Annotated in this window: 14 protein-coding genes; 4 read left to right on the forward strand and 10 right to left on the reverse strand. The window is 73.3% G+C overall.

The window, feature by feature from the left end:
- Positions 1–66: 66 nt before the first annotated feature.
- From D7044_RS06645 to rsgA, 3 genes are all read right to left on the reverse strand, one after another.
- Entirely contained in the window at positions 67–558 is a 492-nt protein-coding gene (locus D7044_RS06645; protein WP_120688301.1) for a Rieske (2Fe-2S) protein, read from the reverse strand.
- Between the two features lie 231 nt (positions 559–789).
- On the reverse strand, positions 790–3,732 hold the full coding sequence (gene uvrA / locus D7044_RS06650) for an excinuclease ABC subunit UvrA (protein WP_120688302.1): 2,943 nt from the start codon (positions 3,730–3,732) through the stop codon (positions 790–792).
- A 310-nt stretch (positions 3,733–4,042) separates the two neighbouring features.
- Positions 4,043–5,122, reverse strand: coding sequence for a ribosome small subunit-dependent GTPase A (gene rsgA / locus D7044_RS06655; protein ID WP_120677899.1), 1,080 nt, complete (start codon positions 5,120–5,122; stop codon positions 4,043–4,045).
- Positions 5,123–5,299: 177 nt separating this feature from the next.
- On the opposite strand from rsgA, the gene D7044_RS06660 reads away from it, so the two are divergent.
- Positions 5,300–6,016, forward strand: coding sequence for a maleylpyruvate isomerase family mycothiol-dependent enzyme (locus D7044_RS06660; RefSeq protein ID WP_120677901.1), 717 nt, complete (start codon positions 5,300–5,302; stop codon positions 6,014–6,016).
- A 7-nt stretch (positions 6,017–6,023) separates the two neighbouring features.
- Complete coding sequence (locus D7044_RS06665; protein WP_120677903.1) at positions 6,024–6,677, forward strand: MBL fold metallo-hydrolase; 654 nt, start codon at positions 6,024–6,026, stop codon at positions 6,675–6,677.
- A gap of 6 nt (positions 6,678–6,683) precedes the next feature.
- On the opposite strand, the gene D7044_RS06670 is transcribed toward D7044_RS06665, so the two are convergent.
- Positions 6,684–7,307: a DedA family protein gene (locus tag D7044_RS06670; RefSeq protein ID WP_120677905.1), complete on the reverse strand. Its 624-nt coding sequence runs from the start codon at positions 7,305–7,307 to the stop codon at positions 6,684–6,686.
- Positions 7,308–7,423: 116 nt separating this feature from the next.
- Complete coding sequence (locus D7044_RS06675) at positions 7,424–8,041, reverse strand: class I SAM-dependent methyltransferase (protein WP_233563175.1); 618 nt, start codon at positions 8,039–8,041, stop codon at positions 7,424–7,426.
- A 251-nt stretch (positions 8,042–8,292) separates the two neighbouring features.
- Here D7044_RS06675 and D7044_RS06680 point away from each other — a divergent pair, with 251 nt between their 5' ends.
- Complete coding sequence (locus D7044_RS06680; RefSeq protein WP_120677909.1) at positions 8,293–8,496, forward strand: cold-shock protein; 204 nt, start codon at positions 8,293–8,295, stop codon at positions 8,494–8,496.
- A gap of 50 nt (positions 8,497–8,546) precedes the next feature.
- On the opposite strand, the gene D7044_RS06685 is transcribed toward D7044_RS06680, so the two are convergent.
- From D7044_RS06685 to D7044_RS06700, 4 genes are all read right to left on the reverse strand, one after another.
- Positions 8,547–9,884, reverse strand: a complete 1,338-nt coding sequence (locus D7044_RS06685) for an MFS transporter (protein WP_120677911.1) — start codon at positions 9,882–9,884, stop codon at positions 8,547–8,549.
- Complete coding sequence (locus tag D7044_RS06690; protein WP_120678863.1) at positions 9,881–10,456, reverse strand: ArsR/SmtB family transcription factor; 576 nt, start codon at positions 10,454–10,456, stop codon at positions 9,881–9,883. The genes D7044_RS06685 and D7044_RS06690 overlap by 4 nt, the downstream gene beginning before the upstream one ends.
- A 109-nt stretch (positions 10,457–10,565) precedes the next feature.
- Positions 10,566–11,432: a hypothetical protein gene (locus tag D7044_RS06695; RefSeq protein ID WP_120677912.1), complete on the reverse strand. Its 867-nt coding sequence runs from the start codon at positions 11,430–11,432 to the stop codon at positions 10,566–10,568.
- A gap of 277 nt (positions 11,433–11,709) precedes the next feature.
- Positions 11,710–12,222 carry a MarR family winged helix-turn-helix transcriptional regulator gene (locus D7044_RS06700; protein ID WP_120678865.1) on the reverse strand — a complete coding sequence of 171 codons (513 nt, stop codon included), beginning with the start codon at positions 12,220–12,222 and terminating at the stop codon, positions 11,710–11,712.
- A gap of 112 nt (positions 12,223–12,334) precedes the next feature.
- Here D7044_RS06700 and D7044_RS06705 point away from each other — a divergent pair, with 112 nt between their 5' ends.
- Complete coding sequence (locus tag D7044_RS06705; RefSeq protein WP_120688303.1) at positions 12,335–14,458, forward strand: MMPL family transporter; 2,124 nt, start codon at positions 12,335–12,337, stop codon at positions 14,456–14,458.
- A 57-nt stretch (positions 14,459–14,515) separates the two neighbouring features.
- Here the strand turns inward: D7044_RS06705 and D7044_RS06710 are convergent, their stop codons facing one another.
- The gene (locus D7044_RS06710; RefSeq protein ID WP_120677916.1) at positions 14,516–15,982 is read right to left on the reverse strand and encodes a DedA family protein; all 1,467 of its coding nucleotides are present in this window, start codon (positions 15,980–15,982) and stop codon (positions 14,516–14,518) included.
- Positions 15,983–16,034: the final 52 nt, after the last annotated feature.

Here is a 16,034-nt window from a genome sequence, read left to right on the forward strand (position 1 = left end):
TGGCCCGGGAGGCCGGAAATCAGCGTCGCCGCGACTCCCCGACCTCCCGGCCCTCGACAACTCGGATCAGGCGAACGAGATCTGGTCGCCGACGACCTTCACCGGCTTGGCGGGCAGCGGCCTGGTGGCCGGGCCGGCCTTGACCGAGCCGTCCTCGATCGAGAACTTGCTGCCGTGGCAGGTGCAGTTGATCGTGCCGCCGTCGACGTTCGACACCGGGCAGCCCTGGTGGGTGCAGATCGGGTCGAAGCCCTTGAACTGCCCGGCGGCGGGCTGGGTGATGACCACGCCCTGGGCGGCGAGCACCTTGCCGCCGCCGACCGGCACGTCGGCGGTGGTGGCCAGCGACTGCGAGCCCTGCCGGTCGCCGCCGCCCGCGTCCCCGGTGCTCGGCACGGCCGGCCCGCCGCTGGTGGGCTGCTGCCCGCTCGCGCCGTCGCCCGCGTCGTTCCCGCCACAGGCCGTCAGGACCACGGCCGCCCCGACCGCGCCGGCGCCGGCGAGCAGCGCCCGCCGCGTCTGCGTGCCCGGACCGGTCAACTCCTGATGGTCACTCATGCCTTGCCCTTCTCTCGGCTGCTGCGGCTCGTCCCGACCCCCGCGGCCACACCTTTTTCACACGTCCAACTGTGCCCGACGGTTCACTCTCAGCGTGCCGGAACCGCCCGCCGGCTGATCATCCGCCCCCACCCGGGGGACCGGCTCGGAGCCGTCGCGGGCGCGCCGGCCGGCGCGCGAGAAACGTCGACAGCCGGGCGGGACACGCCCGGCTGTCGAGTAGGCGGCTCGTCAGCGGGCCCCGGCGGGCACCTTCCGGCCGCTGCGGGCCTTCGACCCGTTGGCCTTGGCCGCCCGCGAGGTCGCCGCCGCGGCGCCCTTCGCCTCGCCGTCGAGCTTCAGCACCTGGCGCAGGAACTGCCCGGTGTGGCTCTCGGGCACCTCGGCGACCTCCTCCGGCGTGCCGGTGGCCAGCACCGTCCCGCCCCGGTGGCCGCCCTCCGGGCCCATGTCGATCAGCCAGTCCGCCGTCTTGATCACGTCGAGGTTGTGCTCGATCGTGATCACCGTGTTGCCCTTGTCGACCAGCCCCTCGAGCACCATCAGCAGCTTGCGGATGTCCTCGAAGTGCAGGCCGGTGGTCGGCTCGTCGAGCACGTAGACCGTCCGGCCGGTCGAACGCTTCTGCAGCTCGGAGGCGAGCTTGACGCGCTGCGCCTCACCACCGGAGAGGGTCGGCGCGGGCTGACCGAGACGCACGTAGCCCAGACCGACGTCGACCAGGGTCTTGAGGTGCCGGTGGATGGCCGGGATGGCGGAGAAGAACTCGGCCGCCTCCTCGATCGGCATGTCCAGCACCTCGGCGACGGTCTTGCCCTTGTAGTGCACCTCCAGGGTCTCCCGGTTGTAGCGGGCGCCCTTGCAGACCTCGCAGGGGACGTACACGTCGGGCAGGAAGTTCATCTCGATCTTGATGGTGCCGTCACCGGAGCACGCCTCGCAGCGCCCGCCCTTGACGTTGAACGAGAACCGGCCCGGCCCGTAGCCGCGCACCTTCGCCTCGGTCGTCTCGGCGAAGAGCTTGCGGACGTGGTCCCAGACGCCGGTGTAGGTCGCCGGGTTCGACCGAGGCGTACGGCCGATCGGTGACTGGTCGACGCCGACCACCTTGTCGACGTGCTCCAGCCCGGTGACCCGGGTGTGCCGGCCCGGCACCAGCCGGGCGCCGTTGATCTGGTTGGCCAGTACGGCGTACAGGATGTCGTTGACCAGGGTCGACTTGCCGGAGCCGCTGACCCCGGTGACCGCGATGAGCTGGCCGAGCGGGAAGCTCACCGTGAGGTTGCGCAGGTTGTGCTCCCGCGCGCCGTGCACCACCAACTCCCGGCCGGCGGTCTGCGGCCGGCGCAGCTGCGGCGTCGGGATCGACCTGCGACCCGACAGGTACGCCCCGGTCACCGACTCCGGGTTCTCCAGCAGTGCGGGGACGGAGCCGCTGTGCACGATCCGACCGCCGTGCTCACCGGCGCCCGGCCCGATGTCGACGATCCAGTCGGCGGTGCGGATGGTGTCCTCGTCGTGCTCGACCACGATCAGCGTGTTGCCCAGCCCACGCAGCCGGACCAGGGTCTCGATCAGCCGGTGGTTGTCGCGCTGGTGCAGCCCGATCGACGGCTCGTCGAGCACGTAGAGGACGCCGACCAGGCCCGACCCGATCTGCGTGGCCAGCCGGATGCGCTGCGCCTCGCCACCGGAGAGGGTGCCGGCCGGCCGGTCCAGGGAGAGGTAGTCCAGGCCGACGTCGAGCAGGAACCGCAGCCGGGCGTTGATCTCCTTGAGCACCCGCTCGGCGATCATCTTCTGCCGGTCGGTGAGCTCGATGCCGGCGAGCAGCTCGGCGCACTCCCCCACCGAGAGGTTGCAGACCTCGGCGATGCTCTTGCCGGCGATGGTGACCGCGAGCACCTCGGGCTTGAGCCGGGTGCCGCCGCAGGCCGCGCAGGGCACGTCCCGCATGTAGCCCTCGTACTTGTCCCGCGACCACTCCGACTCGGTGTCGTTGTGCCGCCGCTCGATCCACTGCACCACGCCCTCGAAGCCGGTGTAGTAGGAGCGCTCGCGGCCGTACTTGTTGCGGTAGCGGACGTGCACCTGGTCGTCGGAGCCGTGCAGGATCGTCTTCTGCGCCCGCGACGGCAGCTTCCGCCACGGCGTGTCCACGTCGAAGTGCTCGGCCTGGCCGAGCGCCTCCAGCAGGCGCAGGAAGTATTCCAGGTTGTGCCCGGTCGACCAGGGCTGGATCGCGCCCTCCCGAAGCGTCCGCTCCGGGTCGGGGACGACCAGCTCCGGGTCGACCTCCTTCTTGGTGCCGAGACCCGTGCACTCCGGGCAGGCGCCGTAGGGCGCGTTGAAGGAGAAGACCCGGGGCTCCAGATCCTCGATGGCGAGCGGGTGGTCGTTGGGGCAGGCGAGGTGCTCGGAGTAACGCCGCTCCCGGTCGGGATCGTCCTCGGCCAGGTCGACGAAGTCGAGCAGCACCAGCCCGCCGGAGAGGCCGAGCGCCGCCTCGACCGAGTCGGTCAGCCGCTGCTTGGCGCTCGCCTTCACGGTGAGCCGGTCGATCACCACCTCGATGGTGTGCTTCTCCTGCTTCTTGAGCTTCGGCGGCTCGGTGAGCGGGTGCACCACACCGTCGACCCGGGCCCGGGCGTAACCCTTGGCCTGGAGCTCGGTGAAGAGGTCGACGTACTCGCCCTTGCGGCCTCGCACCACCGGGGCGAGCACCATGAACCGGGTGCCCTCGGCCATGGCCAGCACCCGGTCGACGATCTGCTGCGGGCTCTGCTTCGAGATGCGCTCGCCGCAGACCGGGCAGTGCGGCTCACCGACGCGGGCGAAGAGGAGCCGAAGGTAGTCGTAGACCTCCGTGATCGTGCCGACCGTCGAGCGCGGGTTGCGCGAGGTCGATTTCTGGTCGATCGAGACGGCGGGGCTCAGCCCCTCGATGAAGTCGACGTCGGGCTTGTCCATCTGCCCGAGGAACTGCCGGGCATACGACGAGAGCGACTCGACGTAGCGGCGCTGTCCCTCGGCGAAGATCGTGTCGAACGCCAGGCTCGACTTGCCCGACCCGGAGAGCCCGGTGAAGACGATGAGGGCGTCCCGGGGCAGGTCGAGACTGACGTCACGCAGGTTGTGCTCGCGCGCGCCACGGATGATCAGTCGGTCGGCCACGGTCCGTGTACTCCCGGGTGAAGAAGATGAGGCGGATCTGTCCGCTCGGAGGCGATTCTGAGCGGTTGTGTGGGCGCAGAAATACGCCTCGGCAACTCTAGCCCCGAGGTACGACAATTCTCCGCGCCCGCACATTCCCCCAGCTCAACCCGGTCCGCCGCCCACCCGAGGGCACCCCGGCAGTCACCCGCGCGGACGCCCAGCCGGGCGGCCCGGCGACCGACCCCGCGGACCACCCCCCGCCCCGGCCGGGCGACCGCGGATCACTCCCCTGACCGGCCGGACGACCGGGAGATCAACCGGCCGGGGTTCAGAAACCGCCAGGTGCGGGCGGCCGGCTCGGTCGGCTCGGCCGCCGACGCGCGCCCCGCCAGCCGCCGCGCCGTTCGGCGGCGAGCCGCGTCTCCCGCCGCCGCGTCTCGAAGGCCACCTCCCGCTGCAGCCGACGCCAGCTCTCCCAGCGCCGGGCCGTCAACTCGCCGTTCTCCAGCGCGTCCCGCACCGCGCAGGCCGGCTCGCCGTCGTGCGCGCAGTCGGCGTACCGGCAGTCGAGCGCGAGCTCGGCGATGTCCGCGAAGGCCTGATCCAGGCCCGTCGAGCCGTCCAGCAGGCCGACCGCCCGTACGCCCGGGGTGTCGATCACCGCACCCCCGCCCGGCACCGGCACCAGCGAGCGCCACGTGGTGGTGTGCCGGCCCTTGCCGTCGACCCGACGGATCGCCTGCGTGGGCATCACCGCCGCCCCGGCGAGCGCGTTGACCAGGCTCGACTTGCCCGCCCCGGACGGACCGAGCAGGCCCAGCGTGCGCCCGGGGGCGACCTGCGCCCGTAGCGGGTCGAGGCCCGTGCCGTGCTCGGCGCTGACCGCCAGCACCGGCACGCCCGGCGCGATCGCGGCCAACTGGCGGGCGATGGCGTCCGGGTCGGCGGCCAGGTCGACCTTGGTGAGCACCACGAGCGGCCGGGCGCCGGACTCGTGGACCAGGGAGAGCAGCCGCTCGATGCGGCCGGTGTCCGGCTCGGGGTGCACCGGCTCGACCACCGCCGCGGCGTCGAGGTTGGCGGCGAGGACCTGCCCGCTGGCGTCCTTGCCCGCGGTGCGACGCACCAGCGCGGTCCGCCGGGGCAGTACGGTCTCGACGGTGCGGCGCCCGTCCGGCCAGGTGCCGACCAGCACCCAGTCACCGGCGCAGGGCAGGTTGGTCAGGTCGCGGGCGGCGGCCGCCAGCAGGGTGCCGCCCACGCTGGCCCGGACCGGTCCGTCCGGGCAGAGCACGGTGCACACGCCCCGGTCGACGCGGGCGACCCGGCCCGGCTGGTGACCGCTGCGTCGACGGGCGCTCGCCGCCCACCCGGCGTCCCAGCCGAGGGCGGTCAGTTCGATTCTCATGGCATCCTCATCGGTGTCGAAGGTGATGGTGGATCACGCGTGGCGAGGATCGGCATCGGCCCTCACCTCCTCCCGATCGATCCGGTGCCGCGTCGTCGCCGACGGTAGGTGGCGCGGCGACGCGCCGAAAGCCATTTCCCCGGCGACGCCGTGCCGCGCTACCGCTAGGGTCGGAACGTGACCACGGACCCGCTGCTGCTGACCGGCGAGGTGCAGGCCTCGACCGCGCGGCTGCTGGGCACCGCCGCCGTCTTCGACGAGGCCGGCCTGGCCGCCGCGTCACTGCTGCCGGGCTGGAGCCGCGGCCACGTCCTGGCGCACCTGGCCCGCAACGCCGACGGCTTCGTGAACCTGCTCACCGCCGCCCGCACCGGCGAGCCCCGCCCGATGTACGCCTCGCCCGCCGGCCGGGCCGCGGACATCGAGGCCGGCGCGGCCCGGCCGGCCGACGCCCACCTGGAGGACCTGCGCCGCTCGGCGGACCGGTTCGGCGAGGCGGTCGCCGCGATGCCGGCCGAGGCGTGGACCGCCACCGTCACCACTCCGGGCGGGCCGAGGGTCGCCGCCGAGCTGATCTGGTGCCGGCTGCGCGAGGTGGAGGTCCACCACCTGGACCTGGCCGCGGGGCATCGTGCCGCGGACTGGCCCGCCGGCTTCGCGCACCGGCTGCTGCACGAGGTCGTCACCGACCTGGCCGCCCGACCGGACGCGCCGGCGATGGTGCTGCGCTTCGACGGGACCCGGCACGAGCTGGTGGTCGGCGAGCGCGACGGCGCCCCGGTCGTCGCCGGCCCCGCCCCCGACCTCGCCGCGTGGTTGATCGGCCGGGGCAGAGGGGACCTCCTCACCGTCACCCCCGAAGGCCCCCTGCCGAACCCACCGGAATGGATGTAGAGACCAGATGACCTACAGCGGAGAGGTGACCCCCGGCGGCGCGCCGGCGGTACGCGAACTCGACCGGCTCACCGTCAGCAAGTTGTCGGTCGGCCCCATGGACAACAACGCCTACCTGCTGACCTGCCGCTCGACCGGCGAGCAGCTGTTGATCGACGCGGCGAACGAGGCCCCCCGGCTGCTGGAGCTGATCGGCGACCGGGGTCTCACCGCCGTGGTCACCACCCACCAGCACATGGACCACTGGGTGGCGCTGGAGGAGGTGGCGGCCAAGACCGGCGCCCGGGCCCTGGTGCACGCCGACGACGCGGCCGGCCTGCCGATCGAGGCGGAGACGCTGACCGACGGGGACATTGTTCGGCTCGGTGACTGCGCGCTGGAGGTCATCCACCTGCGCGGGCACACGCCCGGCTCCGTCGCGCTGCTCTACCGCGACCCGGCCGGCGTCCCGCACCTCTTCACCGGCGACAGCCTCTTCCCGGGTGGGGTGGGTAACACCGACAAGGACCCGGAGCGGTTCGCCGCGTTGATCGACGACGTCGAGCGGAAGCTCTTCGACCGGTTGCCGGACGAGACCTGGTTCTATCCGGGCCACGGCAAGGACAGCACGCTCGGCGCGGAGCGGCCGGCCCTGCCCCAGTGGCGTGCCCGCGGCTGGTGAGCGTGCTCAGGCGGCCCCGTCGGCGCCGGTGAGCGCCCGCAGCCGGCGCCGCGTGCCGAGCAGCACCACCCCGGCGAGCGCCAGCCCGACCCCCATGGTCACCAGCATCGGGCTGGACTCGCCGGGCAGCAGTCCGGCCAGGGAGCGGGAGGCGGTGCCGAGCACCAGGTAGAGGCCGGCCCAGCTGGCGGCGCCGAGCGCCGCGCAGCCGATGAACCGCCGGTACGACATCCGCAGCCCGCCGGCGGCGAGCGGCAGCAACGCGTTGAGCACGGGCAGGAACGGTGCGATCAGGACCATCCGGCCGCCGCCCCGGCGCAGCACCCGTTCGGCCGCCGCCCACCGCGACTCACCGATCCAGCCGCCGACCCGGCTGCTCCGCAACCGGTCACCGTAGTGCCGGCCGGCGTAGAAGCTCAGCGACCAGCCGGCCAGGCAGCCACCGACCACGGCGGCGAAGGTGGCCAGCCCGGTGGTGGGCCGACCCACCCCCACCGCGGCGAGAATGGCCACGTCGCCCGGGACGAGCACCCCGAGCAGCGGCACGGCGTCGAAGAGCATGACCACTCCGAGGACGCCCACCAGAAGCACGGTGGGCAACTCTCCGACCTGCGCGAACCAGTCCGCCATGACCCGTACGGTATTGCCGTGCCGCCACCGGCCACATCCGGCCGGAGCCCGGAGCCCACCCCTGACTTCGGCTAGGGGTGGTCCCTGATCCGGTACGAGCCGGTGACATGTGGTGCTCAGGTCGGCCGGAGCACCTGCACCCGGCGCACCGGGGAGTCGACCGCGGGTTCGGTGGTCGGCACCGGATAGCTGGTGACCAGCGCCAGTCGGTCCGCCGGCAGGTGGCCCCGGTCCGGATCTCCCACCAGCACCTCCGTGCCGTTCGCGGCGGCGCGGGCGAGGAACGGCAGCACCCGGTCGGCGAGCGCGCGGTCGTAGAGCACGTCGCCGGCGAGCAGTAGGTCGGCGTCGTCCCCGGCCGTGTCGAGCAGGTCGTCACCGGTGGCCGCGACGCGTACCCGGTTCGCGCGGGCGTTGACGGTCACGGCGGCGATCGCGTACGGGTCGATGTCGTTCGCCGTCACCTGTTCGGCCCCGGCGAGGGCGGCGGCGATCGCCACCAGCCCGGACCCGGCGGCCAGGTCCAGCACCCGCCGGCCGGCGGCCAGGTCGGGGTGGTCGAGCAGGTGGCGGGCGAGGGCCTGACCGCCGGCCCAGACCGAGGCCCAGTACGGCGGTGGCAGGCGCCGCCCGGCGGACGCCTCCATCCGCGCCCACCACAGGATCGGGTCCTCGGCCACGTGCAGCCGCACCTCGGGCACGAACGGGGTGGGCACCAGCCGCAGTCGGTCCATCCCGCCCCCCGGCGCGCCGATTTCGCGCTCCAGCTCGGACAGGGCGGCGACCGCGGCATCCCTCACCGGCGCAAGCATGCCCCAGCCCGGGTGCGACCGCGCGGATTTCTCCGGGTCGCCAGAAGAGTTCACCCGATTACCTGCGGCACTTCGCCCAGCGGATGGGCCTTTGGCCCGTTACTGTCGGGGGTGATACAGGGCGATCATCGGTCGGCGGCCGGTGGTCAGCCGTTTTGAACAGGGAGAGACGCATGGCAACCGGCACGGTTAAGTGGTTCAACTCGGAAAAGGGCTTCGGCTTCATCGAGCAGGACGGCGGAGGCCCGGACGTGTTCGTCCACTACTCGGCCATTCAGAGCGGTGGCTACCGGGAGCTGAGCGAGGGGCAGAAGGTCGAGTTCGAGGTGACCCAGGGCCAGAAGGGCCCGCAGGCGGACAACGTCCGCCCGATGTAGATAGGCGTGCCACGGCGGCGGTCGGCGAGCCCGACCGCCGCTGCGGCGTGTCACGACACGGTTCCGCCGGCCGCGGAGGCGTCCACGGCCGTCCGCGCCGCCGGGCCGGGTCGTGTTCGTTCCGGCGGCTCGGGGGCGGCGGGCAGGTCCCGCCGGTGTCGTACGGGCCCGACCAGCAGGATCAGCGGGGTCAGCGCCAGCCAGCCGGTCATCGCCAGCACCGCTACGCGTACCCCGAAGACGGTGCCGAGCGCGCCGGCGAGCAGCGCGGCGAGCGGAATGGTCCCGTAGTTGAGCAGTTGCATGCTCACCGTGACCCGGCCGAGCAGTTCGCGCGGCGGGTACGTCTGCCGGAAGCTGCCCTTCAGCACGTTGCCGACGGCGACCCCGAGGCTGACCAGCACCCCGCCGAGGGCCGGCCAGAGCACTGCCGGGCCGGGGCCGGCCAGCGGGATGAGCAGCGCCGGCGGCCCGGTGAACACCGCCGCGAGCAGCATCGCCCGGGCGGAGCCGAACCGGCGACCGGCGGCGGTGGCCAGTAGCGCCCCCGCGATGCCGCCGAGGCTCATCGCCGCGACCAGCAGGCCGACCGCCCCGGGGGCGAGTCGCACCTCGCGGACCAGGAAGAGCACCAGCACCGCCTGGTAGCCGACCAGCCCGATGTTGCTCGCCGCGCCGAAGAGCGTCATCACCCGCAGGTACGGGTCACGGGCGACGAACCGGACGCCGTCGACGATCTCGCGCCGCAGCGACCGGGCGGGACCCGAGCGCGACGGTCGGGGTTCCGTCCTGTGGATCCGGGCCAGACACACCGCCGAGACCAGGAAGGTCAGCGCGTCGAGCAGCAGCGCGGCGACCGCACCGACGGCCTGTGCGATCAGGCCGGCGAGGCTCGGCCCGACCACGTAGCTCGCGGTCTGGGTGCTCTGCAGCTTCGCGTTGCCCTCCGGCACCTGGGCCGGGCGGAGCAGGAAGGGCAGGTAGACCTGGTCGGCGGTCTCGAAGAAGACCCGGCTCAGCCCGGCACCGAGCGCCACGACCAGCAGCTGGCCGATGCTGAGCAGGTCGGCCGCGGCGGCGGCCGGGACGCTGAGGAAGAGCAGCGCCGACGCCAGATCGCAGGTGATCATGACGGGTCGGCGGGGCAGCCGGTCCACCCAGGCGCCGGCCGGCAGACCGACCAGCAGCCACGGCAACCAGGCCGCGGCGGTGAGCACGGCCACCTGGAACGTGCTCGCGTCGAGCACGGCCACCGCCACCAGGGGCAGGGCCACCGCCGTCACGTTGCTGCCGATGCCGCTGACCGTCTGGGCCGCCCAGAGCAGCCGGAAGTCGCGGTGCCGCAGCAGCCCGGCGCGGCGGGGCGGCGCCGGGGCGAGCGCGGTCACGGCTGTGCCGGGATGCCGTAGGCGAAGACGAAGACCGGTTGCCGCTCCCGTCCGTCGTCGGGGATCTCCCGGTCGGCCCAGCGGGCGAGCAGATCGATCACCTCGCGGCTCAGCTCGGCCAGCTCCTCGGGGCTGAGGTGCAGCCAGCGGTCGGTGGAGAAGGGGCCGTCGCCCCAGGCCGCGTGCGCGCTCTCGTCGGCGGCGTGCCAGGCGCGGGCGAGCCCGACGTGCCGGTCCAGGTTGAGCGAGGTGGCGGCGTCCGCCACCGCCCGGGTCGCCGGGTCCGCGTCGAAGTCCGCGTTCGACCAGCGCAGGCCCCGGCTGACCAGCCGCCACCACCGCTCGCGCCGGTCCCGGGCCAGCTCCGGCGCCTCGGTGACCAGCTCGGCGCCGGCGAGCACCTTGAGGTGGTGGCTGACGTTCGCGGGCGCCTGACCGGTGCGCTCGGCGAGCAGGCCGACGGTGGTGGGGCCGTGCACCTTGAGCACGTCCATCAGCCGGCGGCGCAGCGGGTGGGACATGGCGGCCAGCACCCGGGAGTCGGTGACCTGGCGTACGTCGTGGTTGCCCATGACCAGCAGCATGACATCCGCAAGAGTCCTTGCGCAATGATGATTGCGCAACAATCGTTGTGAACAGGGTGGGCGGGCCGCCCTCGGGCCTGGGCGGCCCACCCACGACTCAGGCGGCCAGCCGGCGGGCGAGCTCGTCGGCGACCTGCCGGGCCATGGTCGGCGGGATCGCGGCAGCGATCTTCTCGGGCGTGAGTGAGGCCAGCACGCCCTGGACGATCGCCGGCTCGTCGGTGAAGTCCCGACCGGCGAGGGCCGTCAACTGGCTGGTCAACGCGTCGATTCGCAGCATGGCGTAGTCGAGCTTCGCCACCAGGCTGTTGCTCGCCTTCTGACTGCCGCTGCCGTCCGGGTCGACCGAACGCCCCATCGAGCTGCCACCGAAGAACATCCCGGTGTACACGGAGTGGATCTCTCGTTCTGCCTGTTCGCTCATCTCATCCTCCAGAAGGCCGATGCTGGTGAGGTAGCGGCGGAACAGCGGGGTCTGGTCCCGGCCCGCCTTGATCGAGTCACGGAAGAAGCTGAAGTGTGTGTGCCAGAGGTGCGAGTTGTCGCCGCTGGTACGCCGGCCCAGCCGGTCCCACCGGCGGACGACCCGGCCGTCCGGGCTGTAGATGATCTCCCGAAGGTCGCGCGTGTCCGCGGCACCCGCGGTGCACTGGCCGACACACCAGGTGGAGAAGCTGCGCAGGTCATGGGTACGGCCCCCGGACGTCACCCGGAACTGGCCCACGTCGAGCGCGGCCGCGTCCAGGGTCAGCCCGTTGCGGTCCCGGGACGACTCGACGACGGAGTAGTCGTTGCTCACCACCCGGTCCGAGCCGCAGTGGTATCCGCCCCGGTGCGCGGGGTCGCCGACGATGCCCACCTCCGCGGGTTCGAGGTCCACGTCGCGAACTCGGGTCTTGTCGACGTTGAGGTGAGCGAGGAGCAGGCTTCGTACGGCCATGAGGTTCGCCGGAGCCCGGGTCATGATCTCCCCCCTTTCCGATGGATGGGGGCCGGGCGCGGCGTTACATCACGTGATTGGGTGGAGTCGACGCTCGAGCCCGGCCTACTGATGCACGGCGCCGGGCGTTGACCCCACCATAGCTCGGCGTTCGAGCAAACGCCCAGGTCAGAGCCTTCGCATTCACATTAGACGGTGGCGATCACCACTTCGGACGGGTGACGAACGCAACCTAAGCGGACCCGCACTGTCTTCACTCAGGGTGACGTACGAGCGTCCGGTGTGGACGCGTTCGGCGGCGTCAGGACGGATCCCGGGACGGCTCGGTGCGAGCCGCCCGCACCTCGTCCCGGTACTCCCGCGTCGACTCGGCCATCGTCCGCAGGAAGCGGTGCACCACCTGCAACTCGTCGTCGGTGAACCCCGCCACCACGGCGTCGGTACGCGTCCCCAACGGCCCGAAGAACGCGGTGGCGAGCGCGGCCCCACGGTCGGCGTAGCGCAGCAGGACCTTGCGCCGGTCGGCGGTGGCGCGGTCCCGGCGGAGGTGGCCGGCGCGCTCCAGCCGATCGACCAGAGCGGTGACGGAGCCGGAGGAGAGGCCGAGCTGCGTACCGAGCCGGCCGGCGGTGATCGGGTCGCCGGCGAGTTCGGCGTCCATGACCGCGATCAGCGCCTGCAGGTCGGTGGCGTTGAGCCCGTGCAGGGCGGCGAAGGCGTGCCCGATGTGCTGCGCGTCGGACGAGTAGCGCCGCAGGTCACCGGCGATCTCCGCGACCAGCCGCGCGCGCTCGGTGTCGCGCCGCCGGTACATGCCGTGCGCCGTCACCCGCCGTCGTCCCCCCGCTGCGATCTCTCGAGTTGCAGCCTAGTCCACCCACCAATAATCTCGATTATCAAGATACTTGACGGGCAGGAGAATCAGGATGGCTCTGCGTACGGCTGGACGGCGGGTGGCCGGGGCGGTCAGCGGCAGGTGGAGCGCGTGGGCCGTCCTGCTGATCGCCGTGGCCCTCTCCGGCGCCCTGCTCTCGTTCGGCGGCGCGGCGCGCACCAGCAACGACCCGACCGGCGCCCTACCGGCGAGCACCGAGTCGGTCCAGGCCGCCGCCCTCGCCCGGCAGCTCCCCGACGGGCAGCTGAACCCGGCCCTCGTCGTCTACTCCCGGGCCGGCGACCCGCTCAGCGCCCAGGACGAGGCGGCGATCACCGCCGACGCCGCCGCCCTCGCCCCGCTCGGCACCGGCCCGATCTCCCCACCGGTCTACTCCCCCGACCGGCGCGCGGCCCTGCTCGCCGTACCGCTGCCCGCCGACGTCGGCTCGGACGCGATCAGCGAGGCCGTGGAGCGGCTGCGGGCCACCGCCCGCGACGGGCTGCCGCCCGGACTGACCGCCCAGGTCAGCGGCGGCGCCGGCTTCCGCGCCGACGTCGCCTCCTCGTTCGACGGCACGAACCTCACGCTGCTGCTGGTCACCGTCACCGTGGTGGCGGCGCTGCTGATCGTCACCTACCGCAGCCCGTGGCTCTGGCTCGTGCCACTGGCCGTGGTGGGTACCGCCGACGTCGTGGCCAACGCGCTGATCGCCGTCGTGAGTCGCGCCGTCGACCTACCCATCGACCCCTCCACCACCGGCATCGTCGACGTGCTGGTCTTCGGCGCCGGCACGAACTACGCGCTCCTGCTCATCGCCCGCTACCGGGAGGAGCTACGCCGCCGCCCCGACCGGCGCGACGCGCTGCGGCACGCGCTGACCTCGGCCGGCCCGGCGATCGCCGCCAGCGCCACCACCGTCGTGCTGAGCCTGCTCACGCTGACCGTCGCCGTGCTGCGCAACGACCGGGCGATCGGCGTCGCCGGCGCCGTCGGCATCGGCACCGCAGCGCTCTTCGGTCTGGTCGTGCTGCCGGCCGCGCTGGCGGTCTGCGGACGCGGCCTCTTCTGGCCCTTCGTGCCCCGCCCCGGGCAGGCCGAACCGACCCGCAGCGGCGGCTGGGCGCGCGTCGGCGACCTGGTCGCCCGCCGACCCCGGGCCGTGCTCGCCGGCGCGCTGGTCCTGCTGATCGTGCTCAGCACCGGGCTCTCCGGTGCCCGGCTGGGGCTGAGCAAGACCGAACAGTTCCGGGTACAGGCCGAGTCCATCGACGGTCTGCGTACGGTCAGCCGGCACTTCCCCGCCGGCACCGCCGACCCGACCGTCGTCGTCGGACGGGTCGACGCCGAGGCGGCGCTGCTCGCGGCGATCACCGGCACCCCGGGCGTCGCCACCGCCCGGCCCACGGGGCGTACCGCCGAGCTGGTCGGCGTGGACGTGGTGCTGACGGCCGAACCGGACAGCAGCGCCAGCTACGACACCATCCGCGAACTACGGGACCGGGTGCACCGGGTACCCGACGCCGACGCCCGGGTCGGCGGCACCGTCGCCACCAACCTGGACACCCGGGACGCCGCCGTACGCGACCTCAAGGTGGTCGTACCGCTGGTCCTCGCGGTGGTGCTGCTCGTGCTCCTCGTACTGCTGCGCTCACTGGTGGCGCCGCTGCTGCTCGTCGCCACGGTGGTCGGCACCTTCTTCGCCGCGCTCGGCGCGAGCACCTTCCTCTTCACCCAGGTGCTCGGCTACGCGGCCCTGGACACCAGCGTGCCGCTGCTGTCGTTCCTGTTCCTGGTGGCGCTCGGAGTGGACTACAACATCTTCCTCGCCACCCGGGCCCGAGAGGAGGCCGTCACCGAGGGCACCCGGCAGGGCATCCGCACCTCCCTCGCCGTCACCGGCGGCGTGATCACCAGCGCCGGCGTCCTGCTGGCCGCCGTCTTCGCGGTGCTCGGGGTGCTGCCGCTGGTCCTGCTCACCGAGATCGGCGTCATCGTCGGGCTGGGCGTCCTGCTGGACACGTTGCTGGTGCGTACGCTGCTGGTGCCCGCGATCGTGCTGCTGCTCGGCCGGCGCTTCTGGTGGCCCGGCGCGCTCTCCCGGCGCAAAGATCCGGCGCACGCGGCGGCGACGCCGACGACCGGGGACCGGGATCGGGCGGGCACGCCCGGCTGACCCGCCCACGCGCTCGGCGCGCCGCCGGCCCGCGCGACCCGGGTGACCTCGCCCGCGCTAGCCGGGCTCCACCGGGTGCGGCCGCTCCCCGGCCCCTTCCGGCGTCGCCGCCGGGCCTTCGGCCTCGTCCGCCGGCGGGTTCTCCGATGCCCGTGGCGCCACCGCCGCAGGCTGCCCCGTCCCGCCGAGCGCCCGGTTCCGGGTCGCCCACGCCACCATGAAGACCGCCGTCCAGAGCACCCCGAGCAGGACGGCGGCGATCGTCCCACTGGCCGTGCTCAGCCCCAGGTAGAGACGAGCCCCGCCGAGGTAGACCACACCGGCGGCGGCGCCCGTCCAGGCGGCCACGGCCACCGGCCAGCGGGTGTTGCGGGAGAGCAACCAGGCGAGCGTGCAGAGGCTCGCCGTCACCACCGCGTTCTGAGTGGGGAAGAGCACATCGTCCGGGCCGGACCCGGCGGAGCCCGCCAGGTGGGCGGCGAGGGCCAGCACCAGCAGCGGGACGAACGCGCCCACCGTGCCGACCAGGCCGAGCAGGTCGGCCCGCCAGGAGCGCTGCCGCCACGCCAGCACCGCCGCCACCACCGCGACCAGCGTGATCACCACCGGGACGCGCAGCGCCGACACGGTCGCGAGACCGACCTCGACCGCCCCCGAGGTACGCCGGTCCGCGAACCAGCCGGCGATGGCGTCGTCCACCAGCGCCAACCCGCTGTTGCGCACCACGAACCTCAGCAGCCCCGCGAAGGCGAGACCGGCGGCGAAGAGCAACAACAGCCCGGCCGTCAGGTTGAGCAAGAGGGTCCAGCCGGGCCCGATGCGCATGGCGAGCAGGAAGAAGAGCACCCCGTACCGGCCGGCGAGCCAGCGCACCGGCGGCAGGGCGGTCGCCCGGGTCAGCAGCGCCCGGACCGGGTCCGGGTTTCGCCCCAGCCAACGCCCGGTCAGCACCACCGCGACCAGGGCGGCGAGCAGCACCAGCACCGCGCCGGTGGCCCGGCCCAGCAGCCGGGAGACCGTCTCGTACGACTCACCGGCCACGTAGCCGACCAGGACCGAGCCCCCCACCCAGCCGACGATCCCGGCCAGGTTCCAGGGCGCGAAGCGCCGGTACGGCATTCCGGCGGCGCCGGCCAGGCGGGGCACCAGGGTGCGGGCGAAGGCGATCCAGCGGGCGGTGAAGACGCCCCGGCCACCGAGCCGGCCGAGCAGCGCGTCGGCCCGCTGCCAGCGCTCCGGCCCGACCCGGGTGCCGAGCCCGCTGGCGCGCAGTTTCGGCCCGTACCGGCGACCCGCCCGGAACGCGAGTGTGTCTCCGATCACGGCTGCGCCGATCATCACGAGCAGCGCCGGGGCGAGCCGTAACGTCCCCGCGTACGCTAGGAAGCCGACCAGCAGCAGGGTCGCCTCTCCCGGCACCAGCAGCCCGAAGATCACGGCGGTCTCACCCGCGACGATCAGCGCGGCGACCAGGTAGATCAGCAGGGGCGGTAGACCCTGCACGAAGGTCAGCAGGTCGTGCACTCGGCCCCCATGAACACGAGGGTCAGCATGCCAGCCGTGCCCACGGCTGGGA

The sequence above is a fragment of the Micromonospora musae genome (assembly GCF_003626635.1).
In the GTDB taxonomy this organism is placed as follows: domain Bacteria; phylum Actinomycetota; class Actinomycetes; order Mycobacteriales; family Micromonosporaceae; genus Micromonospora; species Micromonospora musae.